The sequence below is a fragment of the Alteromonas sp. KUL106 genome (genome assembly GCF_009811415.1).
Taxonomy (GTDB): Bacteria; Pseudomonadota; Gammaproteobacteria; order Enterobacterales; family Alteromonadaceae; genus Alteromonas.
The window spans coordinates 70617-90678 of record NZ_BLIG01000001.1 but is presented as its reverse complement, the minus strand read 5'-3'; the positions used below and the strand labels follow the sequence as shown (position 1 = coordinate 90678).

Sequence of the window (20062 nt, the reverse complement as noted above, 5' to 3'; positions counted from 1 at the left end):
TGCCAATGGAAGTGCCACTTGTGTAGTCTTACTATATCAATTTGTCACTTTGACCTTATATTTGCTTCGAAGTAGTATGATTGCAGGATAAATAAAAACACTAAATCTAGCTTGGAAGGCACTAATGTCGAAAGTTTGCGTGTTGTCGCAACGAGTACCGTACCCCCCGAACAAGGGCGAAAAACTGAGAACTTACCACCAGATTGAGTTCTTGAAGCGCTGGGGTTATGAAGTCGAGGTTTTTTCTCTCATAGAAACAGCAGAAGATAAGAAAAATGCCGAAGCGTTAGCCAAGCATCTTGGTATTTCTGTTAACCCCTACCAGTTGGGCAGTAAATTTACGCGTTATGTTTCTGCTTTACTGAAAGGTTTGCCTATAAGTGTAGGGGCGTTTTACTCAAAAACACTTCAACATGTTATTGATGAAAAACTAAAAGAGGGTAACGATGCGCTGCTGTTAACCGCGTCGAGTTTAAGCTATTACATCTTCAATTCGCCTTATTACAACAATACCCATTGTCGCTTGTTCATGGACTTTATGGACGTTGATTCAGATAAGTGGGCACAATACGCAGATTCTTCTTCCTTCTTCATGCGCCGCGTATACCAGCGTGAAAGCAAGGGGATAAAAAAGCTTGAGGCTAAAACAAACAAACGGTTTGATGAGTGCTTTTTGATTGCAAGGGAAGAGGCGCAGCTATTTAATTCCTCAGTAGACTCAACGAAAGCGATAACGGTGCTTGGAAACGGATTAGACTTCGATGCGTTTTATCCAGCGAAAGCGCAGCCTTGCGCGGCGACAATAAGCACTGAGCCGCATTTCTTGTTCACGGGCGTGATGGACTACAAACCCAATGTAGACGCGGTACTTTGGTTTGTTAAAAATTGCTGGCCACGCATTCGTGAAAAAGCGCCGAATGCAAAGTTTACCGTGGGTGGTATGAACCCTGTAGAAGAGATAAAGGCGTTGTCAGACCGCGATGGCATAGATGTCACGGGCTTTGTCGATGATATATTGCCTTATTTTCACCAAGCTCATGCGTTTGTTGCGCCATTTAGGTTGGCAAGGGGCGTGCAGAACAAAGTGCTTCAAGCGGCAGCATGTAAACTACCGATAATAACCACGTCTATGGGAGCTGAAGGGATCTCGTTTGCCAACGCCGACAGCATGTGGATAGTAGATGACGTAGAGAGCTTTGTAGCTGCATGCGTAGAAAGTATTGAAAACTTTGAACTATCACAACATAAAGCACAGCGTAGCTACCAAGCAATAGTTAGCGAGTATAGCTGGGAACAACAACTGAGCCCGTTGAAAGAAGCAATGGCACGAATATGAAATCAATAATTAAAAAAAGTTTTTTTGTCCTTTGTGCACTAGTAATGCTTCCTTTCACGCTTTTGTATTTAATACTGTCTATTGCAGTAAACAAAGATTCGCTGCTTTCTTCTTTTAGCCAGTTGCTATCGCTTATACCCGGTAAACTAGGGTGCTATTTGCGCTCGGGCTTTTATCGGTTTGTTATGACCTCGTGCGCGCCAAACGTTCTCATTGGTTTTGCCACGTTGTTTTCACAACAAGATACTGAGATTGACGAGGGGGTGTACATAGGGCCGCAATGTAACATTGGTAAATGCGCTATTGGGAAAAATACTTTGTTGGGGAGCGGTGTGCACATTATGAGTGGCAAAGGTCAACATAACTTCACTGATCCTAATAAGCCAATTAAAGATCAGGGGGGCGTTTTCACCAAAGTCATTATCGGAGAAAATTGCTGGTTAGGTAATGGCGCCTTAATTATGGCGAACGTGGGCAAGGGGAGTGTTGTAGCAGCAGGTTCCGTGGTAGTTTATGATGTGCCAGAAGGGGTTATTGTAGGTGGGAATCCTGCTAAGATTTTACGAACTCTGCGATAATAATTTTTAATTTTGTCAGATAATTTTTCGATCGTGTAAGAATACCTTTGAATGTCTTAGTTGGAATTTGTAGAGAGTGAAATACTACTGTGTCATTAGATAATGTTTGTTTGTATTGGCTGGCTCCGCCCATAAAGTCGTACCAACTTAACCCTCGTCGCGCATAATGTTCCATTAAAGCAAGGTGAAGAACATAACCAGGCTTTATATGCTTAGATGTAAACTCAAGGTTTATTCCTGAACAGTAAAAGAAGACAGTGTCTCTTTGTATTAAGTTGAGTGTATATCCTAGTAAAGCGTCTCCTGCTGAAACTTTTGCTATTTCACAAAGCTCAACATCATTTTTTATGAGGCTCTTTAGTGTGCCTTCGAATACGTCGTTTTCAAATCCACTCCCATAAGCAGAGTCTCCCCATCGCTTTATGTGGAGCTTTTTTAATCGCTCTAGAAATGAAAGTTTTTGGTTTAAACCTTCAGCGATGGTCACATTAATTTGGCCAAATTGAAGTTGTAACTCTTTAACACTTCGCCGTAATTTGCTTCGACTATTCGCAGAAAGGCAAGAAACTATTTTCTCTACAGTAGATTCACGCGAAAGACTTCGACGAAAGCCCTGCGATGTATGAGCGTTACTATAAAGGTTGCTGAGATACTTTTTTGGAAAAAGAAACTCACATGTCATTGAAACATTGAGAATATCGAAGTTTTGGCGCACTAATTCTTTCAAGAGCAAATAAAAAAAACGGTTTCGACGCTCCGGCAAACCAAATGACGTGTTGTACTCAATCCATACTTGGTCGTCACGAGGGCAACCAGTTTGGTTAATATGAGCTAACTTAAACGTCAGCCCATATTTACGTTTAAAACTCTCGCCGATTAACGCAAACTGGCTCAAAGTTCCTTGCTCGTGAAATAAAAACATATGAACGGGTAATGTCTTTTGGGAAAACCACGCTTGAAGAAATTTTTCGTTCAAAAAAGGCGAGAAGTTTTCACAGTTTAAATCATATAAAACTGAGGAAAGTTGCTCCCAAGTTACATTTTTTATCCATTCCGTTTTTTCCATGAACTAGTTTTTTATATCTTTTGTTACACGCTCGTATAAAGATAAATCTTCTTTACTCAATCCCGATTTTTCTACTTTTGCTAACGCCTTTTGAGCTAAGGTCTTTTCGTCAAGATGTATATATGCATTTGCTAGCAAAAGAATATTAGTGTTAGAACTAGCATTGGTTGAGAAGCTTGTAATCTCAGTGTAACTGTTAGTGGAGGTTAAAATTCGAAATAAGGTATCTAAATACTCTTGGTTTGAAGTATTCAATTCGACCACACTCTTAGCTATTCTGAGAGCTTTGTCGCTTTTGCCGCTAAGGTGCAGAACCCATGCATAGTTATTTAATACATCGGTATTGCCACTAGTTTGACTTACTATTTCTTCAAATATAGCTATAGATTCAGCATTATCTTTCCCTATTAATGACTCAGCTAATAGTGCTTTTATCGATAGGTCGTTAGGATGCTGACTAAGGTGATCTTTGAGAATGCTGTTGTCTACAGCTCCGCGCCTAAGTTTAAGTGCATAAAGCAATTTAAGCGTATGAGAGTTACCAGTTTCGCCGTATGCTTTTGAAAGGAACGAAACCGCTTCCTCTAAATTATTTTGCTTTATCGCGTACGTGCCTTTTAGGTAATCCAATAACCCCATTGGCAGGTTGGATTTTTCCTCAAGTTGATTAATTTTATACTTCGCTTTAGATAAGTTCCCTTGATATATGTAGAGTGACGCTAGTTTTGCATCCAGCGCAAGGCTATCTTTTGGTTGATCAAGAGAGCGAGGGATTTGTTCCAATGCTGAAATAGCTTCTTCAAGTTGACCAGCTTTCTCAAGATAAGTTGCAAACGCGATATTCGGGCGTGTGCTATCGGGGAACTGTTTATTCCATGCCTTGATAATATCTCTTGATTGATTTTCGTTATTTGAACGGCTAGCAAGGTAAAATTGCAACTCCCAGTACTGATTTATTAACTTTGCCTTATCGGTATCGACAGTGTCTAGAACTTTGTAAGCAAGTTCATTCGCTCCTTGAGTAGCGAAAATACCCGCTTTCATTAATTTAAAAAGTACATTGTCGTCAAATTCTGCAATAGCGTTATCAATATAGCTATGTAATTTCGATTCGTATTTTTCACTTTTAGAAAGCTTTTGGAAGGCAAGGTATAGTTTCAATACAACGACATCGTTGAGATTGTTTTCTAGTATTTTATCTAGAGATAACAATGCACCCTCATAATCTTTATTCTTTGCTGCAGACTGAGCCATGAACATGTGAGCGGCTCTATTTGTAGGCAAAAGCTCCAATGAGTCTTCATAAACTGATGTTGCGCCGTTTCTGTCACCTTTAGCAATAAGAATGGCTGCTTTGTAGTTCATGACTTTTACTTTGTCGCTTGTTTTTTCCAGCCATTCGTCAACATAAATTAGAGCATCGTCAAATTGAGCTTTGTTCATCATCATTGCAACTTGAATGAGATTATAAGTGCTATCTGAAGTGTCCCCTGGTTTGCTCAACGTTTCAGAACTGCCTTCACGTGCCAACTCGATAAGCCCACTAAGAACTCTTGCTCTCGGAGATTCACTTTGAGATAGCTTTGATTGTAAGGTCACCCATTCTCTGGACTGCCTCTCAGTTCCAATGAGTTGCCCTATAGTAGATACATCCAGCTCTGAAAAACTGTCTTGGGTTGCCAAGCTTTCTAAAGCGTCATCAGTAATCCCTAATTTGACCTTAGTCGCGACAAGCATTGTATTGGCTAATTCGTTGTCTGGCGCCATCTGGGATGCTTTCTCAAAGCTGCTTAGCGCTGATTCATAATTTTGAGAGTTGAACTCTAAAAGCCCTTTCGTCAACGAAACAGAAGGAGAGTTCATTCCATAGCTGTCGGCTAACGAGATAGCACTGTATGCCTCAATTTTTTTATTCTCGCTCAATAAAATTAAGCTATTAAGATAGTTAGCCATTGGGTTTTTAGAAAATTTTCCAAGGACTGGGTAAACAAGTTCTTTAGCTCTTTTAATATCATTTTTAATGAGCATTGCTTGAGCCAATGGCAAATTAATATTTAAAACGTTAGGGTAATGTTTTTTATATGCATTGTAAGCTGTAATCATTCCGTCTAGGTTATTTGCTCTTCTCAATAAATCCCCTATAACAAGAAGTTCAATATCAGACGTCGAACTATTAATTAATGATGAAATATCTAAACGTGAAAGGGTACTGTTGTTAAATGCTTCAAAGACTTTATACGCAATCGTGTCGCTATCAATCTTTTGTAAATCTACTGAATTTGAGGATGCTAACCTTGCCCATGCTTCTATAAATCGGCACTCTTGGCATTTGGCTTCGCTTTCTGAAAGTCTCTGGTAGCTAATATCAAAGTTAAGAATAGCTAAGTGCGCATTTAAGCTTTCAGCTTTGTTTTGCTCAGGTGGGGAGAGTGTTTCAACATCGATTTTCTCGATCTGCTGTATAGCGCCGATTGTGTTGCCATTTAACAAGTAAACCTCTGTAAGTAACAATCTAAGGGCAGACGTTGGCTGCTCACTCATTGCTTGTTTTATTAATACTTCAGCCTCCTTTGTTTGTCCTTCCTCAATTGCAGCTTTGGTCAGTTGAATATAGTCTTTTTGACCCGTTGGAGAGCAACCTATACAAGTTACTAAGGCTAGAGCAACGGCAAATCTGATATTTTTTTTTATTAGCATTTTAACACTTCTAACGTCCGTGAATTTACCTTAATAAAGGTATCGTGCTTTTTAATGACTAACAAGAAGTATTAACATAGTACAAAAAAAAAGCCGGATTATAATCCGGCTTTTTTCATTAAAATAATGTTTACTTTTGTTTTCTACGGCGAGCTGTTAAGCCCAAGCCAAGCAAACCAAATGCAGCCATCGCTAGTGTAGTGGGTGCTGGAACAAGCGTGGTTTGAACCGTTGATGACTGAGAAATCGTTAACTGATAAGTACCAGCACTAACGTTTGCCCAGCCTGACGTGAAATCTACGTCGTTACCTGAACGAACGATTAAATCGCCTAGTCCAGGTTGGTCAATTGCGATATCGTTAAATGTCACACTTGATGGGCCACCTGTGAGAGACACTGTATCTCCAGTGTTAAAGCTTACTAACTCAATTCCAAATGTCGCTTTAGCGGTAGATGTAGCAGCTCTTAAACTATCATTAGCGATATCAGACGAGATAAATGCATCAACTAAATAATCCATTAGTGCACTAAATCTGACGTTAATATCTGTCAACACACCGAGTGTAAAGGTTGTAAGTATATCGTTAGCGATATTACTATTAGAGCCAGCGCTTTCATTGTTACCAGCTGCAATACCCGCATCCGCGTATGTAAAACCAGTAGCACCAGAACCAATTGCACTCCCTGTTACTTGAGCGTCAGCGACTGAATAATAAAACGCATCACTTGCAACTAAATTACCGCCGTCAACAGACTGGCCGTTGTTGGTAAGGCCTAACACTCCGCAAGATGCACCAACGCAAAGCAAATCAGCATCAGAATCAGCTGTTGCAGAAGTTTGTGAATCTAAGTCTGAGTCTGAAACACCATTGTTGTCGGCGAAAGTACTTGTTGACCTTGAACCACCACCAAGGATAGAGATAAAAGCAAGAGGATTAACTTGATCTGGAACCAAGTCGCCATCGGTATCGATTTGAACAACAAGATCATTTAATTCTAAATAAGCTGTTGCAGACACACCAGCAGTTGCATTTGAAGCAGCAACAAGCGCTCCCGCAATCGCTGCATATTTGATAGTTGTTGCAAATTTCATTTTCCACGCTCCGTTGTTTTGAACAGTAGGTCTGTTTTACATTTTTAATATAAGCATGCAGCGTGCCACTTTATAAGTGCATGATTTATATTGTTTTGTTATTCTCTTGGTTTTTTTTTGTAAAATTTGTAGACACTAATTGATACTTTGAAGGAGAGATTACATTGCAAGGATCAAAATACGATTTAAGTTCAGGGAGCTCAATAGGTAGCGGTAAATGCTGACGATTTAGAAAGTGATTGGAAAGCGTAGACATCCTATATTGAAGGAAGCCCATGGAAGCACATTTAAGCATTATTTCTTGATAGCAAGCTAAAGCTTGTTCTTCCTCTTTCTCTTTTTGTCTATCCCACGAAAGAGAAAGTACACACTCCATTGTCCTTTCATTTATGAGGGTTACTGAGATTGGACTTTCAAGGCCATACTTCTTACATGTTTCATTCATAACAGAGGTAATTAATTGAAAGTCTTTGCTCGATATTTCTGAGCAAGGCGCTCCCCACAATAAACCGACTTTATCCTTACTTGGATTTGGGACTGAATCTCTCAATTTGTGTAGGTTTCTCCAGTAGATAGTTCGAAGAAATTCATTGCTAGGGATTCCTTGCTTTATCTTACACAATTCCAAAAGGCTTTTCCTTAACGCAAGTTTAGCGCCTATTTTTCTAGCCAGACCGCTATCACTGGAAATTAGTTTTTTAACCAAAGCCTTGTTATATTTGGGTGAAAAAGACAACGTACTCTGAATAAAGCTGAGTTTTCTTTTGTCTATAAATAAAGGTTTTAAACCCAACTTCTTCATTGCGGTCTTTAGATCTTTTATATGCGCTTTAACTTGGTTTTGCGTTCCGTACATTCCTCCAGACAACGTCCAATCATCTATACCGAAATTAATGATCAACTTGTTTATCTCATCATAATCATAAGATTTGAGTAGTTCCGGAAATTCTGCAGCAAGTAACTGGAGCGTCTTCATACTGTTTCCGATATGAGCAGCGCTGTGTATGGTGTTTTGTTTTCTCAGCATTGCACAAGTATCAATCATTTTTTCACTATCTTCTTTGCTAAATGGGATGAAATAAGCAACGAAACATTCTGGTTTTTTCAAAAGCTTTATGGTGAGGCTTGTTACAATTGATACATTATTTTGAATTACGAGCCCAGTGAGGTCAGGGCCGATGCTATAGGTTCTGGACTCTATTCTTCCGTTAATTTCAAACGTGGTACCGTCGGTTGATGTCACAAAATGTGTGGGTGCCTCGTTTTTATTATTGGGAGTGATAATTTCCGCATGAAGAATATTCTTAACGTGCTCAGCGAGTGGAGTATGACCAAAACCACGCTCAAGGTAGTTACCAACAACACTTGCACATTTTGGCGCTCCCGTAGTGTCATGTATATGAATATCACCATTCTTAATCAAAAATGTACTAATGGCTTCTTGCGATACCCCAGGCTCTATTGTCACGTGTCCGCTTGTTTTCTTGTAGTTAGTTATTCTTTTGAATGCGCTTAAATCCAAAGCAATACAATTTTGGTCGTAGGGTTCTTTACCACCATAGCCTAAGTTCGCACCCTTACTGTAGGGGTGCACAGCAAAATCATAATATTTCGCAAGTTCTATTAGTTTTATGATTTCGCTATACCGCGAGGTTTTGTCTGATTCAGAAGGATACGGTTTGACAACGAGTAAAGCAGGGTTTTTTTCGGGGTACGTGAGGTAAGCATCGTCCTTATCTACTGCGAAAACCTGTGATGCTTGAAAGCCCGATTTCAATAGAAGGTTTGTCAAATTATCTAAATCGAAGTTTGGTGTTCTCATAAAGGTTTCCTGAGGCGCTCGAAATTAAAGTGCAAGACTAATATACAAAGTACTGACTCACTATTACTAGGTCCGAGAACGGCAATTATTCGATTTAGACAATTCTCTAGTCTCGAGGGTATTTCTCAACCTGATGTTGAATGTTCTTCAACATTAACCTAAAGCTAGGCCTTAAGTTGGCGTAGAGAAGTGATGGATTTATATAGTATGGAGCACGCTTGCCATGATAGTCGATAACGGGGCCCACCTGCTCAAACTGAATACCGACAAACCTCATACTTCGGGCAAGACGAGGCTCCATCATAACGTACGTATGTTTTATGTCATTATGAATAACTAAGGCGGCAGCAGAAAAATAAAGCCCAATAGCGATAAATGGGAAACACCTTAATTCATTCTCGGAATAAGTATGCTCATTAATTACACCGGTCGCAGCCCCAGAGAATCGGTCCATTTGACGCTTACGGAATTCAAGTGGGACAGCAAGTCGAGAAATTTCGCAAATATCTTTCCGCGCAAAGTTGCGCGGGTCTAGAGTTTCATGAGTGATTGAGTTAATACAATATTTTTCAATGGGAAGGAGTTGGTCTTCAAACTGTGGCCTGACTAAACGGACTGTTCCAGCATAATGACCTGAGCGCCTGTGCTTAATCAAGCAAGGGCTAGAAAAACGATCGAATTCGTCTGTCTCGAGGAGGTTATCTCTGCATGGTTCAAACCCGAGTTCTTCACAGTAAACTTTATGTCTAATGTTATAACTCTCTGCACGCGTATTGCTGGATTGTGCAACCACGGGCTCAAGAAACTCAGAAAAGTGTTTCGAAATGAATTTGGCTTCCTGAAGCTTTTCTAAGCCTCCAAGTGCTTTGCCCAATTTGCTGTCTCGGCCGACGATTGACTTTACGCGCCCTATGATTGTTTTATTAGCCACTAAACTTTGGTCCACACAAAAATCATCCTTCAAATCAGTTTAGCAAATATTTTTCACAAATTATTTAATCCTTTTATACTATTTTCATCATCATTTTGTGCTTGGTAATGGCTAAGTACTCATATATTGCTTTCCTGACTCTTTCGAGCGCGAGAATTGACGGAGTAGTTATGAAAGGCTTTAACTCTCCTGAGCTTTGAAAATCTACGCTTATGATTTTAGATTTTATTCCTAATTGTTCACTTATCATCCTAACCCGTATACGATGTGTAGCACTTGTTATCGTTATAATTCGCTTTTGATTGAATAGGTTTCTTAAGGCTTTAAATTCAGAGAAAGTAGTAGTGCCATTGGGTATTGAAATAATATTTTCCGAGGGAACTCCCAACATCTCAAGTAAGCTCTTCGCTTTTTCTGAGTAACTTACGGTTTTGTCGGCTAGAAAGTTGCCACCTGTCACGACGATTGGCAGATGTAGCTTTTCAGATAGGATTTTAGCTTGAACTAAGCGCTGCAGTGAACATTCATGCCACCGTGAAATTTCAGGTAAATTATAGCGAGTCTGGTAATAGCAAGCAGGGACAAAAATCGCATCACTTTCTACTATTTCTGCTAATTTGTATGGTTCACGACTATGCTCTAGTGGATAGAGTAAAACGTCGGAAACCCATGGTTGTGAAAAAACTAGCAATATGAGAAAACCTGAGATGAGTAAACGTTTGGCGGCCTTACCATTCTCTGCGCTTTTAAAAATAAAAGACGCAGAAATTAAAAGTAAACTTATCACAAGCGGTGATATCAATAGGAGAGTTATTTGTTTAAGAAATAACATATGTCTTAGTACATAGTTTTTGATTTAAACTCTAAGCTAACTCTCAATGGACGAAAAATATATGAAAATGTTTTATATTAGTACGCTTTTTTTGTTAACTACGCTAGGAACAGTACTTAGAGCAGAACAACACGAAGTTCATAATTTTACTGATGTAGTTAAGTTAGTTTCAAAAAGCACTATCGCCATAGCTATTGACGCACCTATTAAACATTCATCTCCTCGAGTTTTAGGAACTGGCTTCGTCGTTGCTGACGGCCACTTTGCAATTACGAATTACCATGTTGTGTCAGAAGACTTGGACCCGACTATCGTAGAAAATTATGTGGTCCTTAGCGGACAAGGTAGCGTGGTAAAAAAAATAAGGGCAGAGGTTGTCAAAATAGATCCCAAGCATGACCTAGCCTTGTTAAAGCTAGATTCTCCGCTAAATGCGCTTGAACTAGGAAGCGAAGAATTGATGCTGCCAGGGTCGGAGGTTGCGCTCACAGGTTTTCCAATTGGTGCTATTTTAGGCCTATATCCAGCTACACATAGAGGATATATATCAGCTATAACACCAGATGCAATTCCCGCTTCAAATAGCAATCAGCTAACAATCGAGATGATGAACCGCCTTCAAAATGTAAGTCTAATCTATCAATTGGATGCAATCGCCTACCCTGGCAACAGTGGTAGCCCTTTGTACAGCCCAACGACTGGTGAGGTTATTGGAGTAATAAATAAAGTCTTAGTTAAAGACACGAAAGAAAGTGCTTTGTCTTCGCCAACAGGTATTTCTTATGCGATTCCTGTTAAGTATGTTCATAATCTTATTAGAGATGTTAAAAACTGACACACTGTGAGATATAATGCGGAGAACTAGGTAAAGAATTGTTTTCTTACTTATAGTAATTTGGTTTTTATTTAAGCTATACTTTGTCTAAAAGTCGCCAGTTGAAGTGTGTGAACTGTCAGGTTTTTTGACGCCTCACCTCAAGGTGTTAGGTAAGTTTATGATATGATTGGATTTTATGGTTGGCTCTTTTTTTTGCTTTTAATTCTTTCTAACGCTGTAATTAATAAGACCCGAGAAATATATGAAGCATTCGAACACTAATAAGGATATTGATAGAGGTATGAGCTCGCGCCGTAAATTTATCACAAAGGCTGCAGCCGGTGGGATCGTAGCTGCTATTGCTTCCAAAACAGCGTGGGCTGGAGGCTCAGGCTCTGCAACAGGATGTTCTGTTTCTGGTAATTTGTCGGGAAATTTGTCACAGGCGAGAGATTGCACCACAGCAAATATCAAAGGCGAATCTCCTTACATATGGAAAAAGGTTCTTAATGGTAGTAGGCCACAACCTACATCCGAAGCTGTTACAAATTTTAAATGGAAAGATGTTTTTGACGAAACTCGTCCACCTTTTGGCTTTTCAAGTAAAAGCGATAAGACCATTCGAAACTTTTTGATATCCAGCAGAGACTATTACTATGCGACTAACGAAGCTTTAGTTGTTGCATATCTGAATGCTCGAAGTGGATTATATCCGCTTCCTAACGGAACGAGTGAATCGAGTGCTCGTGCTTACGTTCAAGGCCTTTACGACGATATTGACAGCGGTGTATTTCAAGAGTCGGATGTAGTTGACGCTGTCCGAGCTACATACTGATCGTAGAGTTGATTTAGTTGCAGTCCATTAGTGTTTTTTGTGCTCCTGATTGTTCAGGAGTTGCAGTTCAGCATATACCCTCTTACCGAGTGCTATTCCTCCCACAGAAATATGAGAGCTATGTAAAGGCGTGGAAGAGTTCCGCTAACTTTCCCGCGTTGCCGAAAATGAGTGAGTGTGACTTTGGTCTTACTAAGGACGATATTGCTGAACTCACTGACTTACTTTCTCAAAATAACCTGATAGATTAATAGTTTTCTGGGGTGTAGTGCTTTGTTATTGTCAGAGTTAGCCGATACTCAATACCTGAATGCTGTAAAAGAATCTGAATTGAATATCGAATTTGGCTTGATATCAGTGAATGTAAGTTCTTCTTTTTCACAGGTTACAAAAACTATTGCAGAGCTTTATCGAGATTATGAAGTCTCTGTACACTCAGATTGGTTCGATTTTAATATTTCAGTAGAAAAGCCTTCGAATTTTCGTCGATTCATCAGAAGTCAGGCTGTGTTCAAGTTGGATGGACATATTCCGTTTAAGCCGTTGCCTTCGGCACATGCATACCCTCTATTCGAATGGGGAATGAATTGGTGTGTTGCAAACTTTTATCATAAATATTTAATCTTCCACGCTGCTGTACTCGAAAAAAATGGTAAAGCTGTCATTTTTCCTGCACCACCCGGCTCGGGGAAGAGTACATTATGTGCTTATCTCGCAATGTCTGGTTGGCGATTATTGTCTGACGAAATGGCGGTGCTAGATACAGAGACAGGGAAAGTTTTACCTTTCGTTCGCCCCATATGTTTAAAAAATAATTCTATATCACTTGTTAAAGACTGGTTTCCCGAAGCTTTTATTTCTGATATCGCGACAGATACTCAGAAAGGTGATGTAGCACATGTAAGGCCTCCCGCTGATTCTGTAAGGCGGTGTGCAGAGAGTGCCGACTTATTTGCTGTGGTTTTTCCGAAGTATGCTGCTGGTAGCACGACAGAAATCTTTTCTATGACTCAGCTTTCCACATTAAATATGCTGATTGAAAACGCTTTTAATTTTGACTTATTTGGTCACGAAGGTTTCGAGTTCATCTCTAGAAAACTACCTAATCTTCTTCTATTAGAAGCGACATACAGTAACGTAGATGAGTTGAGGAATATCTTGGAAAACGAGGTGCAAATTTAGTGTCTCGCTGTATGCAAAAAATCTTAACGGATATTTTGACGGGTAACCACTCTGATTCGCTTTCGACTTCAGAATGGCGTGACGTGATTCTTGTTGCTCGGGCTAATTCTTTGCTACCGAGAGTCGCTTCAATACTTTTGCGTGACAAAGCTAAGAATTTTCATATACCGTCTCAAGTACATGCTCATTTCGTTGCGAGTATCCGTCATGAAACCCTTTTCCACAATCAAGTAAAAAATGAAGTGAAATTCGTTAATACAAAAATTTCTGAGGCATTAAATAGAAAGTTGATTGTGTTAAAGGGAGCGGGGTACGTAGTTGCCGACAGTTGCGCTGCAAAGGGGAGAATTTTTTCAGATATCGATCTTTTGGTGCTTAAAAGTGATATTCCGAAAGTTGAAAGAGCACTTCACTTGTTTGGCTTTGTCTCGGATACACAATCTGAATATGACCAGAAGTATTACCGAGAGTGGGCCCACGAAATTCCTCCTTTACGCCATTTTCAGCGAGGAACTGTTTTAGATGTTCACCACAACATTATTCCCATTGTAAGTGGTCGAGCGCCAGACATTGACCTCTTTATAAGTTCAACTAGAGAAACAGAGTACGGTGTTGAAGTGCTTCGGCCTGCAGCAATGTTCCTTCATTCCGCTATACATTTGTTTTTCTCAGAGGAATTTACTAACGGTTTTAGAGATTTGTCGGATTTATCGTTATTGCTAGATGAAATCATTGATGACGATGTCGAATTAAGTTATTTGTTTAGCCTTGCGGGGAACACCGGCTTTGAAAACGAATTATTTTTAGCATTTAGATATCTAGAAAGAGTTTTTGACAGACAAATTCCAGCCCACATTTATCGACGCTTCAAACAGCCATTACCAAAGGGCATTAGATTAGGATTAAATGATTTTATATTTGGTAAGGTTCTTGCTGCAAATCACCGCTTAGTTGATGTAACGTTTCGGGGTCTAGCACAGTGGTTAGCTTTCGTTCGCGGACATTTATTAAAAATGCCATTTAATATATTGGTGAAACATACTGCCTCTAAACTTTGGCGAAGCATTGTCAAATCAGTTACAGGAGATGTTGAAAATCGTCATCATGTCCAAAGAAAAGATGTTAAGGAGCAATAAATGAAAATCTTAGTCACCGGCGCAGCTGGTTTCATCGGAGCTGCTGTATCGCAATACCTTATCAATCGTGGTGACCAAGTTGTCGGGATTGACAACATTAACGATTATTACGATGTGAATTTAAAGTACGCTCGTCTAGACGAAATTAAATCATCAACGGCTGCTGATTTATTTTCTTTCGTAGAAATGGGTGTTGAAGAGCGCGATAACATGGCTGCGCTTTTCGAAGAGCACAAATTTGATAGAGTGGTGCATTTGGCTGCTCAAGCTGGTGTGCGTTATTCCCTAGAGAACCCGAACGCTTACGTCGATTCCAATATCGTTGGTTTTGTGAATGTTTTAGAAGGGTGTCGCCACAATAAAGTCGAGCACCTGGTGTATGCGTCATCTAGCTCGGTCTATGGCGCGAATGAAACAATGCCGTTCTCAGAACAGCACAATGTCGATCATCAAGTCAGCTTGTATGCCGCTTCTAAAAAAGCGAACGAGCTAATGGCGCACACTTATAGCCACCTGTATAACTTGCCCACAACAGGGCTACGCTTTTTCACGGTTTACGGCCCCTGGGGCCGCCCAGATATGGCGCTGTTCAAATTTACCAAAGCCATATTAGAAGGCAAAACTATTCAAGTTTATAACTACGGTAATCACCGCCGTGACTTCACTTATATTGACGACATTGTTGAAGGGGTTATTCGCTCACTGGATAATGTGGCGAAACCCAATGAGAACTGGGATGGCAGCAATCCAGATCCAAGCACGAGTAAGGCACCATACAAGGTATACAACATTGGCGCACAAACGCCTGTTCACCTTCTGAAGTTTATTGAGACGCTAGAAAGTGCATTAGGCATTGAGGCGAAGAAAGAACTTCTTCCTATGCAGCCAGGCGATGTGCCTGATACCTATGCTGACGTCTCGTCACTGGTGAACGATACCGGTTATCAGCCTTCAACAGATGTAGAGACCGGCGTAAAGGCCTTTGTCGATTGGTACCGAGACTTTTATAAGATTTAATTGAACAGGCGCTTGCAAAGTGGTTAAGACACATCAAGCGCACTGTTTTTCATAACCCCCGCACACTTTTTGGGCAAAAACTCTTTTGTGGTGGCATACCCAAGCTCAAATAGGGTGTTTTTAATTTCCGGCGATAAAGAAAAGTCTACCGCTGAAATTTCGCCGGTATTCACCACCACTGTATTGTGCCAATATTTGGCGTTCACATACTCCCTGGATATTGCTGTCATAAATGTACGAATGAGCATGCCGACGTATTGAGGCAGCTGCAGCATATTCTTTTTTATAACTTTGCGCTTTTGCAAAGTACTTTGAAGTCTGAAACACACTGAGGGCGTGCCATCACCTCGCCAATCCTCGAAGAGAGCGTCTTCTGATAATATGGCGCCATCTACTAGCAAATACTCTTTGAACGGCTTAAACGAAAATATAAGTGGGATAGACATGGAGTAACGCACAGCTTCAGACACTTTCATATCAGGTGCCGTCTTTTTGTTAAATAAAACAGGCCCGCCGCCGTTTACGTCAGTGGCTAATATATTTAAATCCATGGGCATCTCGCTAAACACAGCCCCGTCGAGTTGCTTATCTATCCATTTTTGAAAGACATCCCCTGATGAAAGTCCGCCCTCGCGAAGCAACCTGATGAGTGAAAACTCGGTAAATTGTTTGAAGTCAGTAACTAGCGCTAGCTCTCGCATTTGTTCAACAGAATAACCTTTGGCATAGAGTGACGCGACGATAGAGCCTCCTGAAACACCCACTAAGGTATCGAAGCCAATACACATATCGTTCAATGCCTTGATTATGCCTATATGTGCGCTAAGGCGCGTTCCTCCGCCTGAAAAAATGGGGACTATTTGTGTGATGCCCGCCTGTAATAGATCATTAGGAATGGTTGCCGAGGCTAGCTGCATGTGCATACTCCGTAGTAATAAGGTGGAATCAATTGCCGTTTTTTATGTTTTTACTGTAATTGTCTCACCTCTTATCAAAAGCTTAGTTTACTGGCCCTATAACGGCAAAATAGCGAGGCTATTTAGTTGAAATCTTTAGTCTAGTGTGTCGCTCCCTCGCTACACAATATGAGGTAGAGCACCTCGTATTTATGTACTAATGGGAAGCATTCAGCTAAAAAGACGCCATCTGCAGAAGAGGCCATAACAAAAAAGCCCAACTCTGGTATAACAGCAGGTGGGCACGGTTTTGGTACTCGGGCGTGTTGATTTTTGCTGTGCACTTTTAAAGCAAAGATCAACGCGCCCTAGACGTTTAGTTATTAATAACTAAACCTATTTGGCAGCAAGCTTCGCTTTCATCTCCCGTCGACGGGCGTGTAACAGAGGCTCTGTGTAACCACTAGGCTGCTCTTTACCTTTAAAGATAAGGTCGCTTGCGGCCATGAAACCAATTGAATTGTCTAAATCAGGCGCCATTGGAATATATTCTGGGTCGCCCGCGTTTTGCTCATCTACCAGCACTGCCATACGTGCAAGCGACTCTTTAACTTGGTCTACACTCACAATGCCATGTTCTAGCCAATTCGCAATGTGCTGCGATGAAATACGCAAGGTCGCGCGATCTTCCATAAGCCCAACATTGTTGATGTCTGGCACTTTAGAGCAACCTACACCTTGGTGAACCCAGCGTACCACATAGCCTAAGATACCCTGAACATTGTTGTCTATTTCACGCTTAATGCTTTCGCGAGTAAGCGTTGAGGCGTCTTCTAACAATGGAATGGTCAAGATATCGGCTAAGCCGTCGAAGTTTTCATCTAACGACTTCTGAACGTCAAACACATTTACATCGTGATAATGAAGTGCATGCAGTGTCGCTGCAGTAGGAGAGGGTACCCAGGCGGTATTCGCGCCGGCCTTTGGATGACCTATTTTGGTTGTCATCATATTTTGCATTTCATCAGGTATGGGCCACATCCCTTTACCGATTTGTGCTTTACCGGAAAGGCCGCAGCGAAGGCCTATAGCAACGTTTGCGGTTTCATAAGCCTTTATCCACGGCATAGACTTTAGTGCCGCTTTTTCTGCAAAAGGGCCAGCGAGCATTGAGGTATGAATTTCGTCACCGGTTCTGTCTAAGAAGCCCGTATTAATAAATACAACGCGTGAAGTTGCTTCGGCGATACACGCTTGAAGGTTGATGCTCGTGCGGCGCTCTTCATCCATAATGCCCATTTTAAGGGTATTGGCTGGAACGTCGATAATGGTCTCGATAGCGCCAAATAATGCGTTAGAAAAGGCAACCTCTTCAGGCCCGTGCATTTTGGGTTTAACAATATAAATACTGCCTTCGCGGCTGTTTTTAAATTTGCTGTTTCCTAACAAATCATGTTTTGCGATAAGTGAGGTGACTAACCCGTCCATGATCCCTTCAGGCACTTCTTCGCCGTCAAAGAGCATGGCGTTGTTCGTCATTAGATGGCCTACGTTTCTTACGAACATAAGGCTTCGACCAGAGAGCCGCAGCTCTCCATCTATTAATTGACTCTTTGACGCGTGTTTAGAGGGTTGATAGCTTCTATCGTCGTGCATAGCGCGAACGAGCTGCTTGCCGCCTTTTGTCATTTCAATGCTTAGCGTGCCCTTCATCAGGCCTAACCAGTTGCTATACACCAAGGTTTTGTCCTCAGCGTCGACCGCAGCAACGGAATCTTCGCAGTCCATGATCGTTGTAAGCGCGGCTTCAACCAGCACGTCTTTTACGTTTGCGGCATCGCTTTCGCCAATAGGATGTGTCGGGTCCAGTTGAATTTCAAAGTGCAGACCGTTATGAGCGAAAAGCAGGCTCGAAGGGGCACTGATATCGCCTTGGTAACCTTGCCATTGCTCAGTATTTGCTAAGGTAGTTTCATCGCCGTCTGAAAGCGTGATGGAAAGCTTGCCTGTTTCAATTTTGTATTGCGTAACATCGGCATGGCTGCCCTTTGCGAGCGGAATCATACTGTCTAAATAGTCTTTCGCTTTAGCAACGACTTTAGCACCGCGCACAGGGTTGTAGCTTTTGCCAGGCTCTGCGCCGTCCTCATCGCTTATAACGTCAGTACCGTACAAAGCATCATATAAGCTTCCCCAGCGCGCGTTGACAGCGTTTAGCGCGTAGCGGGCGTTATTGATGGGCACAACTAGCTGTGGCCCTGCCATTGTTGCAATTTCTGCATCGACATTTTGTGTCTGGGCGCTTACATCTGATGGCTGTTCAACAAGATAACCAATGTTTTTTAGAAAGTCGTTATATTCGCTACCATTAACTGGATTTCCGGCTTTGTGATAATCATCGATAGCGCGCTGTAGTTGTTCACGCTTTTCTAGGAGTGCGCGATTTTGAGGAATGAATTTTTCGAAGAGGGTTTCTGCACCTTTCCAGAAGGTGTCTTTATCTACGCCCGTACCAGGAAGTGCCTGTTCATTAATAAAGTTATCGAGCTGTTCGGCAACCTGTAGTCGGCCTCGAGTAATATATCCTTGCATAACTACCTCTATACATTTGTCTGTTAACCCAGTGTAGTGTGTATAGAGATAGTTTTTTAATTTATGGTTTGTATTTTTGCCATATATCTTATGAATGTTTAGCCTGCATTCATTTCACTGGCCACGTCGCTGATTAATCGGCGCAACCAAATGTGACCTGCATCGTGATGAAGTAGGGCACTCCATGCCATTTTCAGCGCGATAGGTGGTATGTCAAAAGGCGGCTCTTTAATCACCACGTCAGGGTCGTGTTTAAATAAGCGGGCAGCTTTACTCGGCAAGGTAGCAATAAGCTTCTGCTTTTTCGCAATTTGAAGGGCTGCATGGTAATGGCGAGTAAACACGCGAATTGCCCGTTGTTTACCAATTTTTGTTAGTTCAGCATCAACCCAACCCAATTTTTGCACTTCGTTCGGATCGATACCTACGCCAACGCCAAACCCTGTCTTACTCACCCAAATGTGTTGGGCGCTCAGGTAACCCTCAAGATTGCATTTTTCTACAAGGGGATGGTCGGCGCTCATTACGCAGCTAAAGGTATCATACCAAATCACTTTTTGGTGAAACGACAGAGGAAGCTCGTCGAAGCGGTTGATTGCCATGTCTACTTTGCCTTGCTCAACGTCGTGAAACGTCACGTCGCTCGGTGTAATAAGGTCAAGGGTAATATTAGGTGCTAAATCGGCAAGCCGTCCAACTAACTCTAGCAACAACGTACTTTCCGCATAGTCACTGGTCATAATGCGGAAGGTTCTGTCACTGGTTAAAGGGTCGAAATCAGTTTCCGGCTGAATGGAGCTTTCTAATCGGCTAAGTACATCGCGAATAATAGGCTGCAGCTCTAACGCGCGTTTAGTTGGGGTCATTCCATCGCTGGTACGAACTAAAAGCGGATCTTTAAACAAATCGCGAAGGCGCTTTAGGCCGTTACTCATTGCTGGCTGAGTAATGCTTAGCTGGTTTGCGGCTTTCGTTACACTTCCTTCGCGTAACAGCACATCTAAATAAACCAATAAATTCAGGTCGACCTTCGCTATATTCATTATTCTAATGCTCTTCTTAAACCTAATTAAACACAGCTATTATAAAGCTTTTTTATTTCGATGTCAGATAAGCGTTTAGTCTTAATTTGCGTGTTTTTATACTTATAAGCTATTGAAAATTAATTAATATACAGGTTTTTTATGAAAGTTATAAAAATATGGTTTGTTTTATTTAACGTAAAAAGTATA

16 protein-coding genes are annotated in these 20062 nt (G+C 41.2%); 7 read left to right on the top strand and 9 right to left on the bottom strand.

Annotated elements, in window-relative coordinates; all coding sequences use genetic code 11:
- Positions 1-124: 124 nt before the first annotated feature.
- Complete coding sequence (locus GVO63_RS00390) at positions 125-1336, top strand: TIGR03087 family PEP-CTERM/XrtA system glycosyltransferase (RefSeq protein WP_159577683.1); 1212 nt, start codon at positions 125-127, stop codon at positions 1334-1336.
- Positions 1333-1914, top strand: a complete 582-nt coding sequence (locus GVO63_RS00385; protein ID WP_159577682.1) for an acyltransferase — start codon at positions 1333-1335, stop codon at positions 1912-1914. Before GVO63_RS00390 ends, GVO63_RS00385 begins: the two co-directional genes overlap by 4 nt.
- Here GVO63_RS00385 and GVO63_RS00380 read toward each other — a convergent pair.
- From GVO63_RS00380 to GVO63_RS00355, 6 genes are all read right to left on the bottom strand, one after another.
- Complete coding sequence (locus GVO63_RS00380; RefSeq protein ID WP_159577681.1) at positions 1889-2980, bottom strand: GNAT family N-acetyltransferase; 1092 nt, start codon at positions 2978-2980, stop codon at positions 1889-1891. The genes GVO63_RS00385 and GVO63_RS00380 overlap by 26 nt on opposite strands.
- A 3-nt stretch (positions 2981-2983) precedes the next feature.
- The gene (locus GVO63_RS00375) at positions 2984-5677 is read right to left on the bottom strand and encodes a hypothetical protein (RefSeq protein ID WP_159577680.1); all 2694 of its coding nucleotides are present in this window, start codon (positions 5675-5677) and stop codon (positions 2984-2986) included.
- Between the two features lie 130 nt (positions 5678-5807).
- Positions 5808-6770 (bottom strand): PEP-CTERM sorting domain-containing protein, encoded by a 963-nt coding sequence (locus GVO63_RS00370; protein ID WP_159577679.1) that lies wholly within the window; start codon positions 6768-6770, stop codon positions 5808-5810.
- An 85-nt stretch (positions 6771-6855) separates the two neighbouring features.
- A complete protein-coding gene (locus GVO63_RS00365) occupies positions 6856-8592 on the bottom strand; it encodes an FAD-binding protein (protein WP_159577678.1) in 1737 nt (578 codons plus the stop codon).
- 106 nt (positions 8593-8698) lie between these two features.
- A complete protein-coding gene (locus GVO63_RS00360) occupies positions 8699-9538 on the bottom strand; it encodes a PEP-CTERM/exosortase system-associated acyltransferase (RefSeq protein ID WP_159577677.1) in 840 nt (279 codons plus the stop codon).
- A 58-nt stretch (positions 9539-9596) separates the two neighbouring features.
- Positions 9597-10355, bottom strand: coding sequence for a YdcF family protein (locus GVO63_RS00355; protein WP_159577676.1), 759 nt, complete (start codon positions 10353-10355; stop codon positions 9597-9599).
- Between the two features lie 46 nt (positions 10356-10401).
- Here GVO63_RS00355 and GVO63_RS00350 point away from each other — a divergent pair, with 46 nt between their 5' ends.
- The 5 genes from GVO63_RS00350 to GVO63_RS00330 all read left to right on the top strand — a co-directional run bounded on the left by GVO63_RS00350 (position 10402) and on the right by GVO63_RS00330 (position 15342).
- Positions 10402-11190, top strand: a complete 789-nt coding sequence (locus GVO63_RS00350; protein WP_236552014.1) for a serine protease — start codon at positions 10402-10404, stop codon at positions 11188-11190.
- A 283-nt stretch (positions 11191-11473) separates the two neighbouring features.
- Positions 11474-12007, top strand: coding sequence for a twin-arginine translocation signal domain-containing protein (locus tag GVO63_RS00345; RefSeq protein WP_159577675.1), 534 nt, complete (start codon positions 11474-11476; stop codon positions 12005-12007).
- A gap of 273 nt (positions 12008-12280) precedes the next feature.
- Positions 12281-13189: an HprK-related kinase A gene (locus tag GVO63_RS00340; protein WP_159577674.1), complete on the top strand. Its 909-nt coding sequence runs from the start codon at positions 12281-12283 to the stop codon at positions 13187-13189.
- 11 nt (positions 13190-13200) lie between these two features.
- On the top strand, positions 13201-14325 hold the full coding sequence (locus GVO63_RS00335; protein ID WP_159577673.1) for a nucleotidyltransferase family protein: 1125 nt from the start codon (positions 13201-13203) through the stop codon (positions 14323-14325).
- Complete coding sequence (locus tag GVO63_RS00330; RefSeq protein ID WP_159577672.1) at positions 14326-15342, top strand: NAD-dependent epimerase; 1017 nt, start codon at positions 14326-14328, stop codon at positions 15340-15342.
- A gap of 23 nt (positions 15343-15365) precedes the next feature.
- Here the strand turns inward: GVO63_RS00330 and GVO63_RS00325 are convergent, their stop codons facing one another.
- The 3 genes from GVO63_RS00325 to GVO63_RS00315 all read right to left on the bottom strand — a co-directional run bounded on the left by GVO63_RS00325 (position 15366) and on the right by GVO63_RS00315 (position 19873).
- Positions 15366-16259, bottom strand: coding sequence for a patatin-like phospholipase family protein (locus GVO63_RS00325; RefSeq protein ID WP_159577671.1), 894 nt, complete (start codon positions 16257-16259; stop codon positions 15366-15368).
- 375 nt (positions 16260-16634) lie between these two features.
- Complete coding sequence (locus tag GVO63_RS00320) at positions 16635-18830, bottom strand: malate synthase G (RefSeq protein ID WP_159577670.1); 2196 nt, start codon at positions 18828-18830, stop codon at positions 16635-16637.
- Between the two features lie 98 nt (positions 18831-18928).
- Positions 18929-19873, bottom strand: a complete 945-nt coding sequence (locus tag GVO63_RS00315) for a LysR family transcriptional regulator (protein ID WP_071959609.1) — start codon at positions 19871-19873, stop codon at positions 18929-18931.
- Positions 19874-20062: the final 189 nt, after the last annotated feature.